This window comes from Ruegeria sp. CDSC045 (assembly GCF_059610725.1).
On record NZ_JBXWOE010000013.1, the window covers coordinates 69,082 to 84,405 of the forward strand.

Annotated in this window: 19 protein-coding genes; all 19 read left to right on the forward strand. The window is 54.9% G+C overall.

The window, feature by feature from the left end:
- The first annotated feature begins 245 nt into the window (after positions 1-245).
- The 19 genes from AC2FH6_RS18980 to AC2FH6_RS19070 all read left to right on the forward strand — a co-directional run bounded on the left by AC2FH6_RS18980 (position 246) and on the right by AC2FH6_RS19070 (position 15,136).
- The gene (locus AC2FH6_RS18980; RefSeq protein ID WP_142638830.1) at positions 246-602 is read left to right on the forward strand and encodes a hypothetical protein; all 357 of its coding nucleotides are present in this window, start codon (positions 246-248) and stop codon (positions 600-602) included.
- A 48-nt stretch (positions 603-650) separates the two neighbouring features.
- Entirely contained in the window at positions 651-1,064 is a 414-nt protein-coding gene (locus AC2FH6_RS18985) for a thermonuclease family protein (RefSeq protein ID WP_496703946.1), read from the forward strand.
- A 766-nt stretch (positions 1,065-1,830) separates the two neighbouring features.
- Positions 1,831-2,427 carry a lytic transglycosylase domain-containing protein gene (locus AC2FH6_RS18990; RefSeq protein WP_496703947.1) on the forward strand — a complete coding sequence of 199 codons (597 nt, stop codon included), beginning with the start codon at positions 1,831-1,833 and terminating at the stop codon, positions 2,425-2,427.
- Positions 2,424-2,720: a hypothetical protein gene (locus AC2FH6_RS18995; RefSeq protein WP_271951197.1), complete on the forward strand. Its 297-nt coding sequence runs from the start codon at positions 2,424-2,426 to the stop codon at positions 2,718-2,720. The genes AC2FH6_RS18990 and AC2FH6_RS18995 overlap by 4 nt, the downstream gene beginning before the upstream one ends.
- 3 nt (positions 2,721-2,723) lie before the next feature.
- Entirely contained in the window at positions 2,724-3,002 is a 279-nt protein-coding gene (locus tag AC2FH6_RS19000; RefSeq protein WP_496671821.1) for a VirB3 family type IV secretion system protein, read from the forward strand.
- On the forward strand, positions 2,995-5,361 hold the full coding sequence (locus tag AC2FH6_RS19005; protein ID WP_496703948.1) for a VirB4 family type IV secretion/conjugal transfer ATPase: 2,367 nt from the start codon (positions 2,995-2,997) through the stop codon (positions 5,359-5,361). The genes AC2FH6_RS19000 and AC2FH6_RS19005 overlap by 8 nt, the downstream gene beginning before the upstream one ends.
- Complete coding sequence (locus AC2FH6_RS19010) at positions 5,358-5,492, forward strand: hypothetical protein (protein WP_496703949.1); 135 nt, start codon at positions 5,358-5,360, stop codon at positions 5,490-5,492. Before AC2FH6_RS19005 ends, AC2FH6_RS19010 begins: the two co-directional genes overlap by 4 nt.
- Positions 5,492-6,238 (forward strand): type IV secretion system protein, encoded by a 747-nt coding sequence (locus tag AC2FH6_RS19015; protein ID WP_496703950.1) that lies wholly within the window; start codon positions 5,492-5,494, stop codon positions 6,236-6,238. Before AC2FH6_RS19010 ends, AC2FH6_RS19015 begins: the two co-directional genes overlap by 1 nt.
- Entirely contained in the window at positions 6,235-6,735 is a 501-nt protein-coding gene (locus AC2FH6_RS19020; protein WP_496703951.1) for a hypothetical protein, read from the forward strand. Before AC2FH6_RS19015 ends, AC2FH6_RS19020 begins: the two co-directional genes overlap by 4 nt.
- Entirely contained in the window at positions 6,732-7,784 is a 1,053-nt protein-coding gene (locus AC2FH6_RS19025; RefSeq protein WP_496703952.1) for a TrbL/VirB6 family protein, read from the forward strand. Before AC2FH6_RS19020 ends, AC2FH6_RS19025 begins: the two co-directional genes overlap by 4 nt.
- 17 nt (positions 7,785-7,801) lie before the next feature.
- On the forward strand, positions 7,802-8,446 hold the full coding sequence (locus tag AC2FH6_RS19030) for a VirB8 family type IV secretion system protein (protein ID WP_496703953.1): 645 nt from the start codon (positions 7,802-7,804) through the stop codon (positions 8,444-8,446).
- Entirely contained in the window at positions 8,446-9,267 is an 822-nt protein-coding gene (locus AC2FH6_RS19035) for a TrbG/VirB9 family P-type conjugative transfer protein (RefSeq protein ID WP_496703954.1), read from the forward strand. Before AC2FH6_RS19030 ends, AC2FH6_RS19035 begins: the two co-directional genes overlap by 1 nt.
- The gene (locus tag AC2FH6_RS19040; RefSeq protein WP_170722696.1) at positions 9,267-9,950 is read left to right on the forward strand and encodes a hypothetical protein; all 684 of its coding nucleotides are present in this window, start codon (positions 9,267-9,269) and stop codon (positions 9,948-9,950) included. The genes AC2FH6_RS19035 and AC2FH6_RS19040 overlap by 1 nt, the downstream gene beginning before the upstream one ends.
- An 11-nt stretch (positions 9,951-9,961) precedes the next feature.
- Positions 9,962-10,786, forward strand: a complete 825-nt coding sequence (locus AC2FH6_RS19045; protein ID WP_496703955.1) for a TraB/TrbI/VirB10 family type IV secretion system protein — start codon at positions 9,962-9,964, stop codon at positions 10,784-10,786.
- A 203-nt stretch (positions 10,787-10,989) separates the two neighbouring features.
- On the forward strand, positions 10,990-12,003 hold the full coding sequence (locus tag AC2FH6_RS19050; RefSeq protein ID WP_496703956.1) for an ATPase, T2SS/T4P/T4SS family: 1,014 nt from the start codon (positions 10,990-10,992) through the stop codon (positions 12,001-12,003).
- Positions 12,004-12,015: 12 nt separating this feature from the next.
- The gene (locus AC2FH6_RS19055) at positions 12,016-12,174 is read left to right on the forward strand and encodes a hypothetical protein (RefSeq protein ID WP_496703957.1); all 159 of its coding nucleotides are present in this window, start codon (positions 12,016-12,018) and stop codon (positions 12,172-12,174) included.
- Positions 12,167-14,059: a type IV secretory system conjugative DNA transfer family protein gene (locus tag AC2FH6_RS19060; protein ID WP_496703958.1), complete on the forward strand. Its 1,893-nt coding sequence runs from the start codon at positions 12,167-12,169 to the stop codon at positions 14,057-14,059. The genes AC2FH6_RS19055 and AC2FH6_RS19060 overlap by 8 nt, the downstream gene beginning before the upstream one ends.
- Before the next feature lie 80 nt (positions 14,060-14,139).
- A complete protein-coding gene (locus tag AC2FH6_RS19065; protein ID WP_496703959.1) occupies positions 14,140-14,337 on the forward strand; it encodes a YqaE/Pmp3 family membrane protein in 198 nt (65 codons plus the stop codon).
- Positions 14,338-14,797: 460 nt separating this feature from the next.
- Positions 14,798-15,136 carry a carboxymuconolactone decarboxylase family protein gene (locus AC2FH6_RS19070; protein WP_496703960.1) on the forward strand — a complete coding sequence of 113 codons (339 nt, stop codon included), beginning with the start codon at positions 14,798-14,800 and terminating at the stop codon, positions 15,134-15,136.
- Positions 15,137-15,324 lie beyond the last annotated feature (188 nt).

Below are 15,324 nucleotides of genomic sequence, written 5' to 3' on the forward strand. Positions count from 1 at the left end.
ATAGGCACTGGCCTGCGTGGCCGGCAGTGCAGCGAGTGCAACTGCAAGGGCCTTTGCGCGAGTTCCATTTCCGGATTTTGAGTGTTTCAAGATGGTTTCTCCTGATTGCGAATCGCTTAAGCAATATCCGGCCGATATATTTCTGACAATCCTATATCGTATATTAGCGTACTTTGTTATATTGACGTAGATTGTGTTTTAGTCCACAACTTTTGGATGTAGAAGACGGCCCATAGGGGGTCGTCATGGCGGACAACAAGAGACAATACACTGTGGTAACCATCGAGATGGTCCGGGGCCTGAAAGAAGATCAGGTTCCCTTTACGTGCCGCTACGAATTTATCGGACTCGCTTCCCTTGGACGACCTAAGTACCACTGCATTTACAGCTCTCCGAACTATGTCGGAGCCTTGTGCAAGTCGAAGATCTCTCGAGCGGGCGCTGAGCCCAGAGAGTTCGATCTTTGGCCTGGGCTTTTTAAGCATCACCAGGAATTTGGCGACGGGCGTATTCTCTGCGTCAAATCAGATTACACGATCGAGTCGATTACCCCAGAGGGTCTCGAAGCAGCTCAGGCCTTGGACGCGAAATCCAAAACCTGATCGGTCACGTTCGAGAACCCGGCTCATCAAAATACTGGGGCAGGGCGCATGAAACGGCTCTTGCTTCTCAGCGCTACACTCGCGTCCTTGTTCTTTGTTGCGTTCTGGATTGAACCAACCAAGCGAACAGAGACTCTAAGCTCATCTGAGGTGATCGCCGTTGACGGTGACACAATCGACCATGGTGAAGACCGGTACCGGCTCGTTGGGTTTGATGCACCTGAAACCTTCCGTGCGCAATGTGAAGCCGAGAGAGCTTTGGGTCTGAAAACCAAGGACCGCCTGACGGAGATCATTCAGGCCAACGGGTACGTGGAACTGGAGATTGAACCGGAACTGGACAAGTACGGCCGCTTTCTGGCGATCGCACGCGCCGGCGGAAAACAGGTTGGATCCATCCTGATTTACGAGGGTCTCGCGCGACCATACAGCGGTGGTAAACGCCAGGCCTGGTGTAGCTGAAGGAGAGGGTCAAACAACGGCTTGATGACCAATAAACGAAACTAATGAGCAATGAGCGGTCCTGTCGATTGCGCCAACAACCGACAGGACAAGAAACGCCCCAAATCCATCCGGGCATTCCTCAAACATCAAGAAAGAACTGTACTATGGTAAAAACAGTGGTCCTAGATGCCGATCCTAGATTGGACAGCACCGCGCCAGAGTCAATGGGTGCAACCGCGGACAAAGTATCTGACGTCCGACCGCTTAGCGCTGTCTGACGATTGAGGCGAGCGGGACATCCCCGACACTTTGGTCAGACCTTCAGGCTGATTGATCCAAACTGAACGCTGGCATTCTACGAAGCCCGCGAAGGGCTCAGTGCTGTGTTCCGGCATCCAATTTCCTGCTGCTCAGATGATCTGACTCCGGGCCTCATAATAGTAATTATGTAAACTTTACTGACCCATTTTTGAAAGGCGGAAAGGCGATCACAGTGGCCACTGACACTCCAAAAAACTCCGAAATTGGCCCCGGTTTTCTTCGCGAAGCGCTCTCTTCGATGCAAGTGGTGTTACGCCGAAGAGAGAATGCGACCAGGTGGGGATGGAACTGCACCCGGCACACAACCGCCACTGACTATGAAGCAGGTGCGGTATCTCCAACGCTACTCGAGTCAAACCATTCAAAACAATGTGAAATCAATTCAGATAACATTAATGTCATTTTGACACTTAGGAAGTTTCGCCGGTTCTCAGTCTCGTTTCTCGTGCTGTGGGTCACGACGATGAACCCCGCTTTTTCCCAGGTCATCGAATACGAACCCGATGGCAGCGTGTTTCTGAACGGTGCGCGGGCAGAAATCGTTGATGGCGTGGTTAAACCAATACGGATGCGGGAATACGAGCTGGACGAACAGGCGCAACCGCCCAAAGCCAAGCCACAGGAAAAGATCGAGATTGCGGGCAAGGCACCGCGGCCTCGCAAAGCCTCTGGTGGCTGGTCGCAGGACCGGATCGTCAAAGAAATTCACGCAGCGGCGGAACGGCATGACGTTCCGACCGAATTGTTCATGGCACTGGTCTGGCAGGAAAGCCGGTATCGGGCTGATGCCCTGTCGCCCAAGGGTGCCATCGGTTTCGCGCAGCTCATGCCGGGAACGGCAAAAGACCTGGGCGTGGACCCAAAGAACCCTGCTGAAAATCTCGACGGTGGCGCTCGCTATTTGGCAGCGCAGTACCGTGAGTTTGGAGACTGGAAACTGGCGCTTGCTGCCTACAACGCCGGTCCCCATCGCGTCGTCCAGTATGGCGGCATCCCCCCCTTCACCGAAACCCGCGACTACGTGCGGATCATCCTAAGCAAAGTGAGTAAAGAACTATGAAAAGACCCCCCATGAAACGGCACCACTTCATCCAACAAGTGGCATTCTTTGCGCTGACAATGACCATCGTCAGCGCAGCACCGGCCTCCGCTGGCTGGCTGCAGGATGCCATTGGCGATTTCATCAACGAGACACTGGCCGACTCGAAGGTCGTAGGCGTGAGCCTTGCAGCAGTTGGCTTCATCTGGGGCTGTCTGGCCTACGTGTTCGGCTGGGGTTCGCTGAAAGGCCCCGTGATCGCAATCGTCGTCGGTGCAGTTATCGGCCTTGCTGACACCTTCATCGGAGCCTGATTCATGGCGCGCCGCAATACGGTCTTTCGCGGCCTGAGCCGCCCCGCAGAATGGGGCGGCCTGCCCGTGATCTATCTCTTGGTGATCGCGGGTATGACCATGCTTGCGTTCTTCTCGTTCGGAGTAGCGCCAGCAATCATTGCGGGCTTTGTTTTCTATACCGGGCTGCGCCTCTTTTACGAATGGGAACCGGCATTCTTCCGCATCCTGTCCGTGACGCTCTCCAAGACACCACGCACCAAAAACCGTCAGCACCACGGGGGAGATTTCTATAGTGCCTAAGCCTGCTTCAAAGGATCTGTTTACCCTCGCTCGCTCGTTGCTTGAGCCGAGCTGGCGTAAGGATGAAATGCACCTCTTTCAGATGTTGCCATATGGCTATGTCGTGGACGATGAGGTCATTTCCACACGTAACGGCGGACTGATCGCCGCTGCCGAAATTACCGGAATCAACGCAAACACTCTGGACGAAAACGAATTCGAGTTTTTGGCCGAGCGTTTTGAACGTGTATTGCGGACCACTCCAATTGAGGTCGCATTCTACGTTCATCGAGTGACCGTGCCCGCTGAGACAGGGCATGTCATCACGGACACAACCGGCTTTGCTGGTGCTGTGGCTGAAGCCATGCGGTCAGCCTCGCTCGATGCAGAGTTGAAAGAACGCAAGATCATCATCAGCGCCATTCTCCAAAAGGGGCAGAATGAGCGGGCAAGACAGATGTTCGGCATGTCGTCTGGAACGATAGACGAGGAACGCTGCGAAATGATCGAACAGCTCGACGGTGTTTTCACGACATTGGCGGGCACGTTGGGCGAGGCCCGTGTGCGCCGGCTGAAGCTCAGCGAGGGGCGTTGGCTGGGTTACTATGGAATGCTGTTGAACGGTCGGTATCAGCCGATCATTCACACGAACATTGCAGAACCCATCGCCTTCAACATGCCGCAAGAGGATGTGCTGTTTCAGGGCAAGACCGGCAATCTGGTCACGGGCGACGATCAGGAACGCTCTATCCGTGCGTATTCCCTGAAGAATTACCCGATGGCGTCGTTCCCCGGTATTTTCGACGGGCTGGACCTGCCGGTTGATGTCGTGATTTCCCAATCGTTCCTGCCGATCAGCCGCTCACAGGCGCAAGAAATGGAGCGCCGTAAATCGGGTCAGATGCGCTCAGCTGGTGACAAAGCGAAGTCGTTGGAAGAGGACTTGTCCATTCTGGCGGATGGCATTGCATCGGGCACGATGTCTCTGGGAAAGCACCACCTTTCGATCTGCGTGTTCGGGACTGAGGAAGATCTGAAAACCGCCGAAATACACATCATCGGTGAAATCCAAATTTCAGGCGGTACAGTGAAGCGCGAAGCGATGTCGGCGCGGGCGGTGTATTTCGCGCAGCACCCCGGCAATTTCGCGTTCCGTGCCCGTGAAGAACTGATCACAGATCAGAACTTTGCAGACATGGTTGCGTTTCACATGCGGCCAAAGGGTCTGCCTGAGAACAAGCTGCCTTGGCCTGGGCCTCTGGCGACGTTCCCGACAACGCATGGCGACAGCTACGATGTTTCGCTGCATTTGCCCAAGACAAGCTCGGATGCGGAAAACCTACCATCCGGCCATACCATCGTTCTCGGCCCAAACGGGTCAGGTAAGACTGTGATTGCGATGTTGCTGGCGACATGCGCTGTCGCTCAGGGCGCGCGGATCATTGCGTTTGACAAAGACCGGGCGATGGAATCCCCCATGCGTGCGCTCGGTGCGCAGTACACCCGCGTCCGAGTTGGTGAGCCAACCGGCATGAACCCGTTTCAGACCGAGACGGATGAGGCTGGGCAAAGCTGGCTGGCAAATTGGGTCACGGCTTTGATGAGCTATGACGAAAAGCTGACCGCCGAACAGAAAGATGAGATCACACAAGCCTGCCATACCAACGCAACCCTGCCCCCACAGCTTCAGAACTTCGATTCACTGGTGGATCGGTTCAAAGCCTTTGATGACGGCAAGAACCTATTCAAGCGTGCAAGCGAATGGGCGGGCAATGGGCGGCAGTCCTGGATGTTTGGCGAGGGAGGCACAGATCCTTTCGCCTCTGGCGACCGGCATCTTGTGTTCGACATTTCCGAGGTTCTGGATGACGAGCTGGTCCGGCTGGCGTGGATCAGCTACGTCATGCGGCAGATCGAGCGCCGGTGTGCCTCTAAGGTGCCGACTGTCTTTGTCATTGATGAAGCATGGGTGATCGCTGGCAATCCCTACGGCGCGGACATCCTCAAGAACGCCTACACCACATATCGGAAGCTGAACGTCATGATGATGATGATGACGCAGATCCCGGATCACATCCTGTCATCGGCGGCCAGTAAGTCGATCCTGGAAAACACCAGCACGCAGCTCTTGTTCCCATCCCGATCCGGCAATGAAGCAGATTACCGGGCAATCGGTCTGAATGATGCAGAGCTGGGCGCATTGCGGGCGCATTTTGGCGACCGCGTAATGCTCATGAAAAAGGGTGATGAGAGTGTCTGGCTCGATGTCGATGTCGGCGCACTCGGCCCCTTGCTTCGTGTTCTGAGCGGATCAGACGGCAAGTCGTTCCCTGATCCGGAATGGCGTCAAAACCCCAACTTCTGGAAGGAAATCACATGAAATCTCGTCTTGTAATCGCCCTCGGTGTTCTGGCCGCCGTCGCCGCCTGCACCAACACCTATTCGGGATATCGCAGCAAATGCGCCTGCGACTTCGAGCGCATGAACCCCACTGATTTGGAGCTTGTCTGATGAACGTCCTGAAAACCCTTCGCACCACTGCAACCGTCACCGTTCTGGCCGCCCTGCCCGTCATGGCATCGGCCCAGGGTGTTCCGACCATCGACGCCACAGCCATTACACAAGACGCCGCCAACTCGGCAAAAGAAGTTGCTGAAATGGTTCGCCAGTATGAGCAATTGTTGCAGCAGTATGAAAAGCTCGAACAGCAGCGCGCCATGCTGGAAAACTCCTTTAAAGCCATTACTGGCTTGACTGACCTGGACGAGTTCAACAGCCGCAGCTTTCTGAAACTGGCAACCGCAGCCGACACCTTCGGTTATGCGCTTGATGCGGCAGAGGGTGGTATCTCCGGCCTGCCCGATGTCGCTGCGCAGGCGATGGAACGCCGCTCCATCAATCTGGGTTTGGGCGACGGCATCCTGTCTGAGTTCAACGGCTCGGACGTACCAGCTCGTCGCATCCTCTCAGAACGTGGTGGTGCTGGCCTGATGGCGTCTGCTCTGGGTGAGAACGGTTACGACATGGCCGGTCAGCTTGCAGAAGATGCGGAAGAACTGCGCAGTGAAATCGGCCAGCAAGAAGATCTGAAGGAGGCCATCGACTACAATACGGCGGTTTTGATGAAACTCCTGCAAGTTGAAATTGAAATCTTGCGCGCAACCTCGGCTAATGCTGTAGCGACTGGCACGGATCTGGCTGCAAACGCAGCGGATCTAAAGACGCTTAGCAATTACGCAAGAGGAGAATCCCAATGAAAAGCCGCACAACATTCGCCCTGACCACACTGACGGCGGCGCTTTTAGCGTCGTCGGCCAGTGCTGAGGCCAGACTGCCGTTTCCCCCCAATGTTGATTGGACATTCGGGGAATATCGGACCTGTCTTGGTTACTCGGGCGTCCGAGCGTTCAAAAAGCCTTTGAAGGAATACGGGGTTGAACAACTCGCCAACGCTGGTCAGGGCGCAGATCAACAGTATGTCGTCGGCAACTGGACCGATGCCATTCTGAATGAGCAAGTGATTGCCGCACATGAATTTGCCATTGAGCAATGCCGCCTGCGCAAAGCCGATGAAGCATTCAGCACTGAATGCCCGCTCGGGAACCTTAGCCGCGAAGCTGCAATCGAGTTGGCGGGCGCGGACCAGGACGATTTCTGGTCGAAGCCATCCAGCGAACTCAAAACGCTCAAAGACGCGCAGCAAGAACGCTTGGAAGCGCTGCGCCCTGTAATTGAGGAGGCTTGTGGGCCGTGATTCAGGATTTCGTCAGCTCGATTGAAACAGCAATCAGCAACTTTTCTCAGCAAGCATACACCAGTCTTGCGGCGGATCTCGCATCCGCCCTCTGGGCAATTGCTGCGCTGATCTTCGTGGCGATGCTGATCAACGGCGTACTTCAGATCAGAGAAATAGGGTTCGGTGGTTATATCGGCTGGATCATTCGGGCGACGATAATCATCGGAATGGCCTCAAGCTGGTCCTTTTTTCAGCCAATCTATCAAGGCGTTCAAACCTTGCCGGACAGCATTGCTGGGGCGCTCACTGGCACCACAAATGTATGGCAGGCGCTCGATGAGATTGCGCTTCAATGCTTTATTATGGGTCAAACAGCCATCGAGAACGCCACGTGGGGCTTGAGTATTACAGGCGCGATCTTGTGGGTTGTCGGGGCGGTTATCGTCGCCTTTGGCACTGGCATGGCACTTATCGCCAAAGGCGGCATGGCAGTCCTTCTCGGTTTGGCACCAGTGTTCATCGCAACGCTCTTAAGCTCGGCAACAGCAAACATCTTTGCGGCCTGGGCAAAAACGACCGTGGGCCTCGTCATGGTGATTGTAGTGTTGACCGGGATTGTCTCGCTGATCCAAGCGCTTTTCGCTTCGGAACTTGGTTCCTTGTCTGATGTAAATGACATGGAAGCCAGCGGACGTTTTCTTGCAATCTGCATCGTGGCTATCGTCATGCTCACGCAGATCCCGTCGCTCGCGGGGGGAATGTCGGGTGCAATCGTGTCGGCATCCTCGGGTCTCGCCGTGGCAACCGGTGCTGTTGCAGCCGCAAGAAGTGCGTTGGGCACTGCCAGCGATGGCGCGCGTGGTGCTGTGGCCGGAGGCAAAACCGCCGCCGCAATGGCTTCCGCAGCACGCGACGGGACCGGGGTTCGTGATAGCGCCTCGCGCGCAATGCAAGCGCGTCGGGACATTGCACACAGAGCCCGCAATCAGGATGGGACGGCTCGTCAGAGCTACGCCGCTGATCGTTATCGGCAGAGCATTCGAGCTGCCCGAGAAAAATCTTCGTAAACAGAGGTACAGAGCAAATGTCACACGTGACAGATCACGAAAAAGAACTCTTTCTGGGCGCACGCCGCGATGCCTTCAAATGGCAGCTATTCGGCATGGTCGGCATGGCAATGGGCGTGGCCTCCATGATCGGGTGGGCAATGCTCCTTCCTCTGAAGGAAATCCGCGCGGTGCCATTCTCCATTGATCCGGATTCCAAACTGCCGGTTCTGCTTATCGAGAAGGTCGAGGAATTGGAACCTTCTGAGGCGATGGCGTTCCGCGAGGTTGCAAACTATGTGCGCGACCGGGAAACCTATGATGTCCAGGACAACAACGAGCGCCTGAAATCAGTTTTGCGTCGGTCTGATGAGCTGGCGGAAACGTCTTATCGGGATCTTTGGAACGGTTCGAACGATAGTCATCCCGACGAAATCTATACGCCCAAGACAAAGGTGCAGACCGAAATTCTCGGCGTGTCTCCCGTCAATGACGAGACGGTCCAGGTGGAGATCCGCAAGTCGCTGATCGTTCCGAACCAACCAGCCGCCTCGGCCCGGTACGTGGTCACAGTGACTTACGGGTTTGAGGAGAAAATCGTGACGTCGATGGATGAGCTTCTGGAAAACCCATTCGGCTTCGTCGTCACCAATTACCGCGTAGACGCAATGGGAGACATCTGATGCAGCGTGGTTTCAAGACACTCACAACCGCGACTGCCGCAGCCTTGGCTCTCTCTCTGCCTGTTCTGGCGGAAATCACGCCAACACCGGATGGGAAGAACGCGGATCATCGCATAACGCATTTCCACTATGTCGAGAACCAAGTGTACCGCATCCCTGTGGGCGAACGCCTGATCACATACGTCCATTTTCCGCAGGGTGAAACCGTCCGCAGCATTGGTGCGGGCGACACTGAAAGTTTTCAGATCACCCGCCTGCAGGAAGGTCGTGTGATCGCGTTCAAACCGGAAATCCTCAACTCGGATTCCAACCTTACGGTTTTGACCAATCGCGGCTCGTACAACTTCTATCTGGTTCCTGCTGAAACTACCGCTGAACGCAAAAGGGTGCCGTTCCGAGTCACCTTCTATAACAACAATAAAGGTGGAACCACGACGACCCGTGGCAAGGTGGCTCGAAGCGAACCCAAGCCAACCGGGCGGTTCGTGAACCAAAACTATTCGCGGTCGGGCAAAGCAGATTTCGCACCCACGGCGGTTTGGGACGATGGCGTTCATACGTACATGCAAATCCCGCAGGACGAGGAACTACCGGGTATTTTCCGTGTATTGCCTGACGGTCGGGAGCTGATGGTAAACACCACAGTGAAAGAGCGCGGCATTATCCAAGTGCAGGGTCTTTCCGATCTTTGGACGCTGCGCATCGAGGATAACTCGATTTGTGTTCGCAACGATGGCGACAATTACCAACAGGCAAGCGCACGCGGCCAGACTGGTAGACCTATCACCTCACAAACAGTCAAACCGGGGGGCAGCAAGTAATGAACCGCGAAAACACAATTGCGGCACGTGCGGCGGCTGAACAGCCGCCCCAACGTGTCCGAAAGAAGTTTGAGCCAAAGAAGCTCATGGGCGTCGCCCTCGCAGGTGCCGTATTCTTAGGTTTCGTGTGGTTTGTGCTGGGTGACGAAAGCAAGGGGTCACGTACAGGCGTAACAGTTGATGCCCTGCAACAAGGCGGCGGTGAGCGTTACGGGCTTATCACGGCTCGGGGTCCAGAGGTCGATGAACCGGAACCCGACGCACTGCCTGAGACAATCGCTGTTGCCACCCCGGACGCTGCGCCAGTCCAGATCGACTCCGAAGGGTTGAAGCAAGCTCTGAAAACTATCGAACAGCAGAATGGCCGGATCTCCGATCTTCAAGGCGAGCTGACCGACGCAAAAGTTTCGCTATCAGAAAAAGACAGTGAAATCGCTTCGCTCAATCTGACCAACGAGCGTTTGGAGGTCAGATATGATGAGCGCGAGAAGAAGTTTCAGACAGAGCTTGCCCAAGCTGTTGCTGATGCTGAGGCGCGGGCACTCGCCAGCATGAGCCATCTGCAAACCCAAGGTCTAACCGAGGACGAACGGCGCAGACTCGAAGAACTCAAGCGGATGCGCGAGCGCCAGAACCAGTCGGACGGAATTGTGTTCGATGAAAACCCATATGGCAGAAACTAATGGAGCTGACGATGAACAGAACAGCACTCTCCCTCGCCCTGGTCACGTTGGCCTCAAGTGCAATGGCCCAGGAACAAAATTACCAACCCATCAACAGCGGTTCGCAGCCGATCATTTTCCAGCCCGCGCAACCGGCACCGCAGCCTGTGCAGGTTCAGCCGGAAAGCACTCGCCTGCCTGAAGAACAGCGCGGCTATCAGGAAAACCCGAACACGACATGGCAAAACAACTTGGTCGAAGAATACCCGCCCATCGTGGGGGCCTCGATCATTGACGAACCGTCCCGCACGCTGACTCAGGGCACGGTTTTGACTGCCGTGTTTGGCGGGGCCGTAAGCTCGGAACTTCCGGGTAGTGTGGTGGCGACGATCACGCGCGGCGTCTATTCGATGGACGGTACAAGACTGCTCTTGCCACGCGGATCTAAACTCTATGGCGAATACCGCGCTGATACAAAACTGGCGCAAACGCGGATCGCTGTCGTTTGGAGCCGGGTTATCACGCCGGATGGTTTGTCTGCGCAAATCGGCTCAGCCGGGACGGATGGTCAGGGCCGGTCTGGCGCAACCGGACGCGTTGATACGCACTTTGGTGAACGGTTCGGGACTGCAGCGTTGCTCTCAATCATCGGGATCGCGCCGGTCGCGCTGGTGGCCGACAACGATAGCAGCAATTCGGTGCAAACAGATCTGGCAACGCAGGTCGGTTCAAATCTGCAGAATGCCACTGCAGCGGCGTTGGAGGACTATTTGCGGATCACGCCAACTATCTATGTGGATCAGGGAAGCCGCATCAACGCCATCCTGCAGCGTGACGTGGTGTTCGACAACTTCTGAGACAGAACCTCTGATGCGGCCGTATCGTCGGCCCTTCCGGTCGCTCCCTGCACAATTGAATGCTGTAGCGGCCTTTTGACGCGAATTCAGCACTTTTGGGAATCAATGAATCTTATGTGGGTGCGTTCGCGTTCGAGGCAAAGCCGAGAGGCAGCGAAGGCAACCTCCACTGTTCCAAAAAGTGCTCTGCCAAGGATAAAAATATGAGCGGGCGAAACGGCAACGGCCTTCTGGAATACTACACCGAACAGATCGAGCATCTGTTACATGACGAAAACCTGAGCGAGATTTCCGTGAACCCAGATGGAACGGTCTGGGTTGAGGAAATGGGCACTACCCACATGACCAGAACAGACATCACTCTGACCAAGGATGATGTTGAGAATATCGGGCGGTGTGTGGCTGGGTTCAGCGACGTGACTTTCGGAGAAAAAAAGCCAATTGCAACGGCCAATGTCCCGACAAAAGAGGGCAAAGCTCGGGTGCAGGTTGTTATCCCACCTGCGACAACCGGCGTCGGGTCAGTGGCGATCCGCCTGCTCCGCGTGAAAAGCGTTGACCTGGGCGCGTTCAGCTTCGCCAGCCAAAAGGCCGCATTGGCAGAAAACAACGACCACAGCGCACTTGAGAATGCTCGGGCGGCGCTTGCAGCGGGCACGATGGGCTTTGACGAGCTGGCCGACCTCTCGATGCAAAGCAAATGGAATGTGATTATTGCGGGCGGTACATCGTCGGGCAAAACCACCGTCTTGAATGCGATGTTGAAGCGCGTCGATCCAGGCGAGCGGATCGTGACGATTGAGGAAGTGGCAGAATTGGACATCGAGCAACCAAACTCGGTTGACTTGCTTGCTGATCGTTCCGAAGAAAATGGGCCTCGATCCCCGACAAAGCTGCTTGAATCTGCGCTTCGCCTCCGGCCTGATCGGCTGATTTGCGGGGAAATCCGGGGGGACGATGCGAATATGTTCCTGGAGCTGGTGAACACCGGCCACGATGGATCCGTTTGCACCATGCACGCAAACTCGCCCGTTGATGCCATTGGACGCATGAGCAAAATGGTGCGGCGCGGATCTCCGACTGTCCAAAAGTCAGAGGTGGTTGATGACATCAGAGCCACCATTCACATGATTGTTCACATGAAGAAAATCGGAGACGAGCGGAAGGTCAACGGCGTGATTTTCCCGCCTCTGATGACCGCTGACCAACTTATCTGAAGGAGAACCAAAATGAAGAAATTCGAGTGCCGCGACGCGCTATTGGCGGAAAGAGACAACACGCGCGAGACGTTTGCGGAGCTGGGAAAAGAGGGTTGGGAAATGATCGGCGTGGTGCGCGCCGAATTTGGTACCCGGTGCTTTTTCAAGCGTGAGCTGACGGATGGCTGAGTTTCAGGATCTACCAAAAGGCAAGAAGGTAGCGATAGCCGGCACAATGGGCTTTATTGCTACTTCAGCTTGTGCGGTGTTGGTGGTCGGCCTGGTCATCGAATACTTAAACACGAAGGGCTTCCGGGGGCTGGACATCTGGGCGATACCGGAAAAGTTCATGGCACGGCCTGCAGAAGAACAACAGGTCATCGGGCTTGTGGCCATTGTGGCCGTCTGCGTTCTGACATTTGCGTTTGTGGCCGCCGCTTTGCGCGGCCCGTCGACCAAATACGGGGATGCGGTTTTTGCGAAAGCGCCTCAGCTCGTCACAGAAGGATACGCGGCACCTCTGAAGCTGAAATCAAAACTGGACAGTGAAATCGTTTTTGCCAAGTTCGGGCCACCAAAAGAGAAAAACGCGATTTTCTATAAGCCCGGTCCAAGCGTGCAGAAACCACATGCGATGTTCATTGCGCCATCGGGTTCGGGTAAAACGAGCGGCTTTGTGATCCCCAACATTCTGCGGTTCAACGGCTCCTGTGTTGTCCTGGACATCAAGGGCGAGATCTTCCAGGCGACCGGCGCACGACGCGCGGCCATGGGTGATGAAGTCTTTGTGTTCGACCCTGAGCATCCCGAAAAGAGCAACAACTATAACCCTCTGCGCCGCGCGGCGCGGGCAGACAACCTGGACCGGCGTTGGGAAGAAGTAATCCAAGTCGCAACCCAGATGTTCGACACGCCCAGCTCGTCCGCTCAAGGCTTTCTAGGCGGCGTCGAAGGTATGTTTTGCGCAATGGCGATGTTGGCGATCAAGCGGAACCGTCCGTACATTTCCGAGATCCTGCGCCTGGTCAAAACGACCAAGCAAAAGGACTATGAGAAGATGGCCGAAGAAGTGGGCTATGCCCGGGCAGCAGATGAGTTCCTGAATCTTGCAGCCGAAGAATCCAAAATCCTGCGGTCAACGATTTCGGTTATGAACAACTCCGGCCTTCAGCTCTGGCGCAACCCATCTGTAGCAAGAGCCACGCAGGGCAATGACATCAACTTTGAGGATCTGCGTCGGCGCCCCACCTCGATCTACTTTTCTGTGCCGGGGAAAAAGGTCAAAGAGTTCCGGACACTCATTCGCCTGTTCTTCCTCGATCTGGTGAACACAATCGAAACCGTTGAGCCGGGCGAAGATGAGCCGTTCAAGGTGCTGATCCTGCTCGACGAGTTTCAGCGTCTCGGCCACCTTGAGCGCGTCATTGAAGCGTATGACACCATGCGATCGTTCGGCGGTCGGATCATCGTGATTTCGCAAACGCTGTCGCGCCTGCAGGACATCTATGGGCATGAAGGCGTGCGGGCGATGCTGGCAAACGCCGGGACGCAGATGTTTGCAGCTTCTGAGGATTCAGAGGTACGCGAACACGTTTCCAGGTCCATCGGTGACAAAACAGTAGTGAGCAAATCGAAGTCTCGAGCGCTCGGAAAAATGGAAATGGGCAGCATATCGGAACGCGAGGAAGGCATTCGCCTGCTCCGGCCCGAACACGTTGGTCGATTGCCGGAGAATGAGGTTGTGCTGATCCGAGAAGGCAAAATGCCGGTGATTGCAAACAAGATCAGGTACTTTGAAGATCCCTATTTCATGCAGTTCTTGGGTGGCGAAAGTCCGAAGATCAAAGGCACACACCTCAATCTTGCTGCAGAGCAGGCCAGGGACACAGCAAAGGCGTTGGCTGAAGCGAAACCGGCCCCTGCCCCGGTGAAAGAGGTTTCGGAAAAAGATCAGGAACTTCAGGCGGCATTTGATGCGCAGCGCACGGTCGCAATGCGGAAAAGCCGGTCAGCGAAAGATATGGCGATGGAGAAAATGAAAGCCAAACGGCCAGAAAGCAGTGCCTCCGCTTGACGGGGGTGCTGTTTCAGTAAATCTGCGTTTAACCATGATCGTGAGAACATAACGGTCTAACTATCAGAAGGTCATTTAAGATGAGATTGATACTCGCGATTTTGCTTCCGTTTGTGGTGTTCTTTACGATCAGACGCCCATTTCAAGGCTTTTTCTGCCTGCTCCTGCAACTGACGCTCATTGGCTGGATTCCAGCCGCGATTTGGGCTGTATACTCGCTGAGCCAGTACAATACGGACAAGAAGATCAAGGCTGCGACGAACAGGCTGGGTGATTAATTTTGTGTAGAACTATCGAGCTGCAATGACAGGGTAGTAAGGAATTTCTGAATAAGTTGTATTAAGAACCGACCCTTCATCACTTCAAAGACGAATTGGTAAGAAGCGGACAAACCGTTCTTTCGCCGCGTGTCCACCAATGGCTGGATCGGTCGGCTGACGGACATTGCGCGAACTTGTGTTAGCGCGAGCCAAATAAAATGGTGCTTTCTTGAAGACGGAGCATGGCGTGTTCCGAGGTTTCCACATCCGAATACAAATGTGGCTTTGTAGAACTGTCTCATTTGGCGCCGAATGAGACAGTTTCCAGCGAGCCTATGCAATACTCATTTCAGAGGTTTCGCGCTTCTAGGCGCCCGGCAATACTTGTTTAGTAAGATAGGGACAAGAGCGAGGCGCGATCGTATGCAGCGTTCATTTGCATCGTGCGTCTCCTAAAGTTTGATGGAGAACTCTGAAATTGACGGCGACTTATAAAGACAACGCAGTATCAATCGACAAGCGTGTGGGAGCTCTTTTCAAGGCCGCTCCATCAGTCATGACGCCCTACAGCCAGCTCGTTAAGGCTGCTTCCGCTGACAGCGCATTGGACAGCAAAACCAAAGAACTAATGGCGTTTTCAATATCGATTGCAATCAGATGTGAAGACTGCATCGTGTTCCACCTGCGCTCAGCATTGAACCATGGCGCCAGCCAGGATGAGGTGATTGAAGCGATTTCGGTTGCGATTGAGATGGGCGGCGGCCCTTCTGTTGTCTATGGCGGCCGTGCGCTGAAAGCGCTTGAGGATTTGGCATAGTTTCCCGCCGAAGAAGCGCCAAATTGGACAGGGCGCCCATTTTGAACAACAATTGCCCGTGGAGATGAAGTATTTTGAATGGCTGACAATCGAAAGGGTTTCGCCGTGTCAGGGTATATGGACAGGTCGTCGGTAGACAGTCTGCTCCGATCCTCAAAAGATCGGAGCCGGTCACAACATAACCTGTC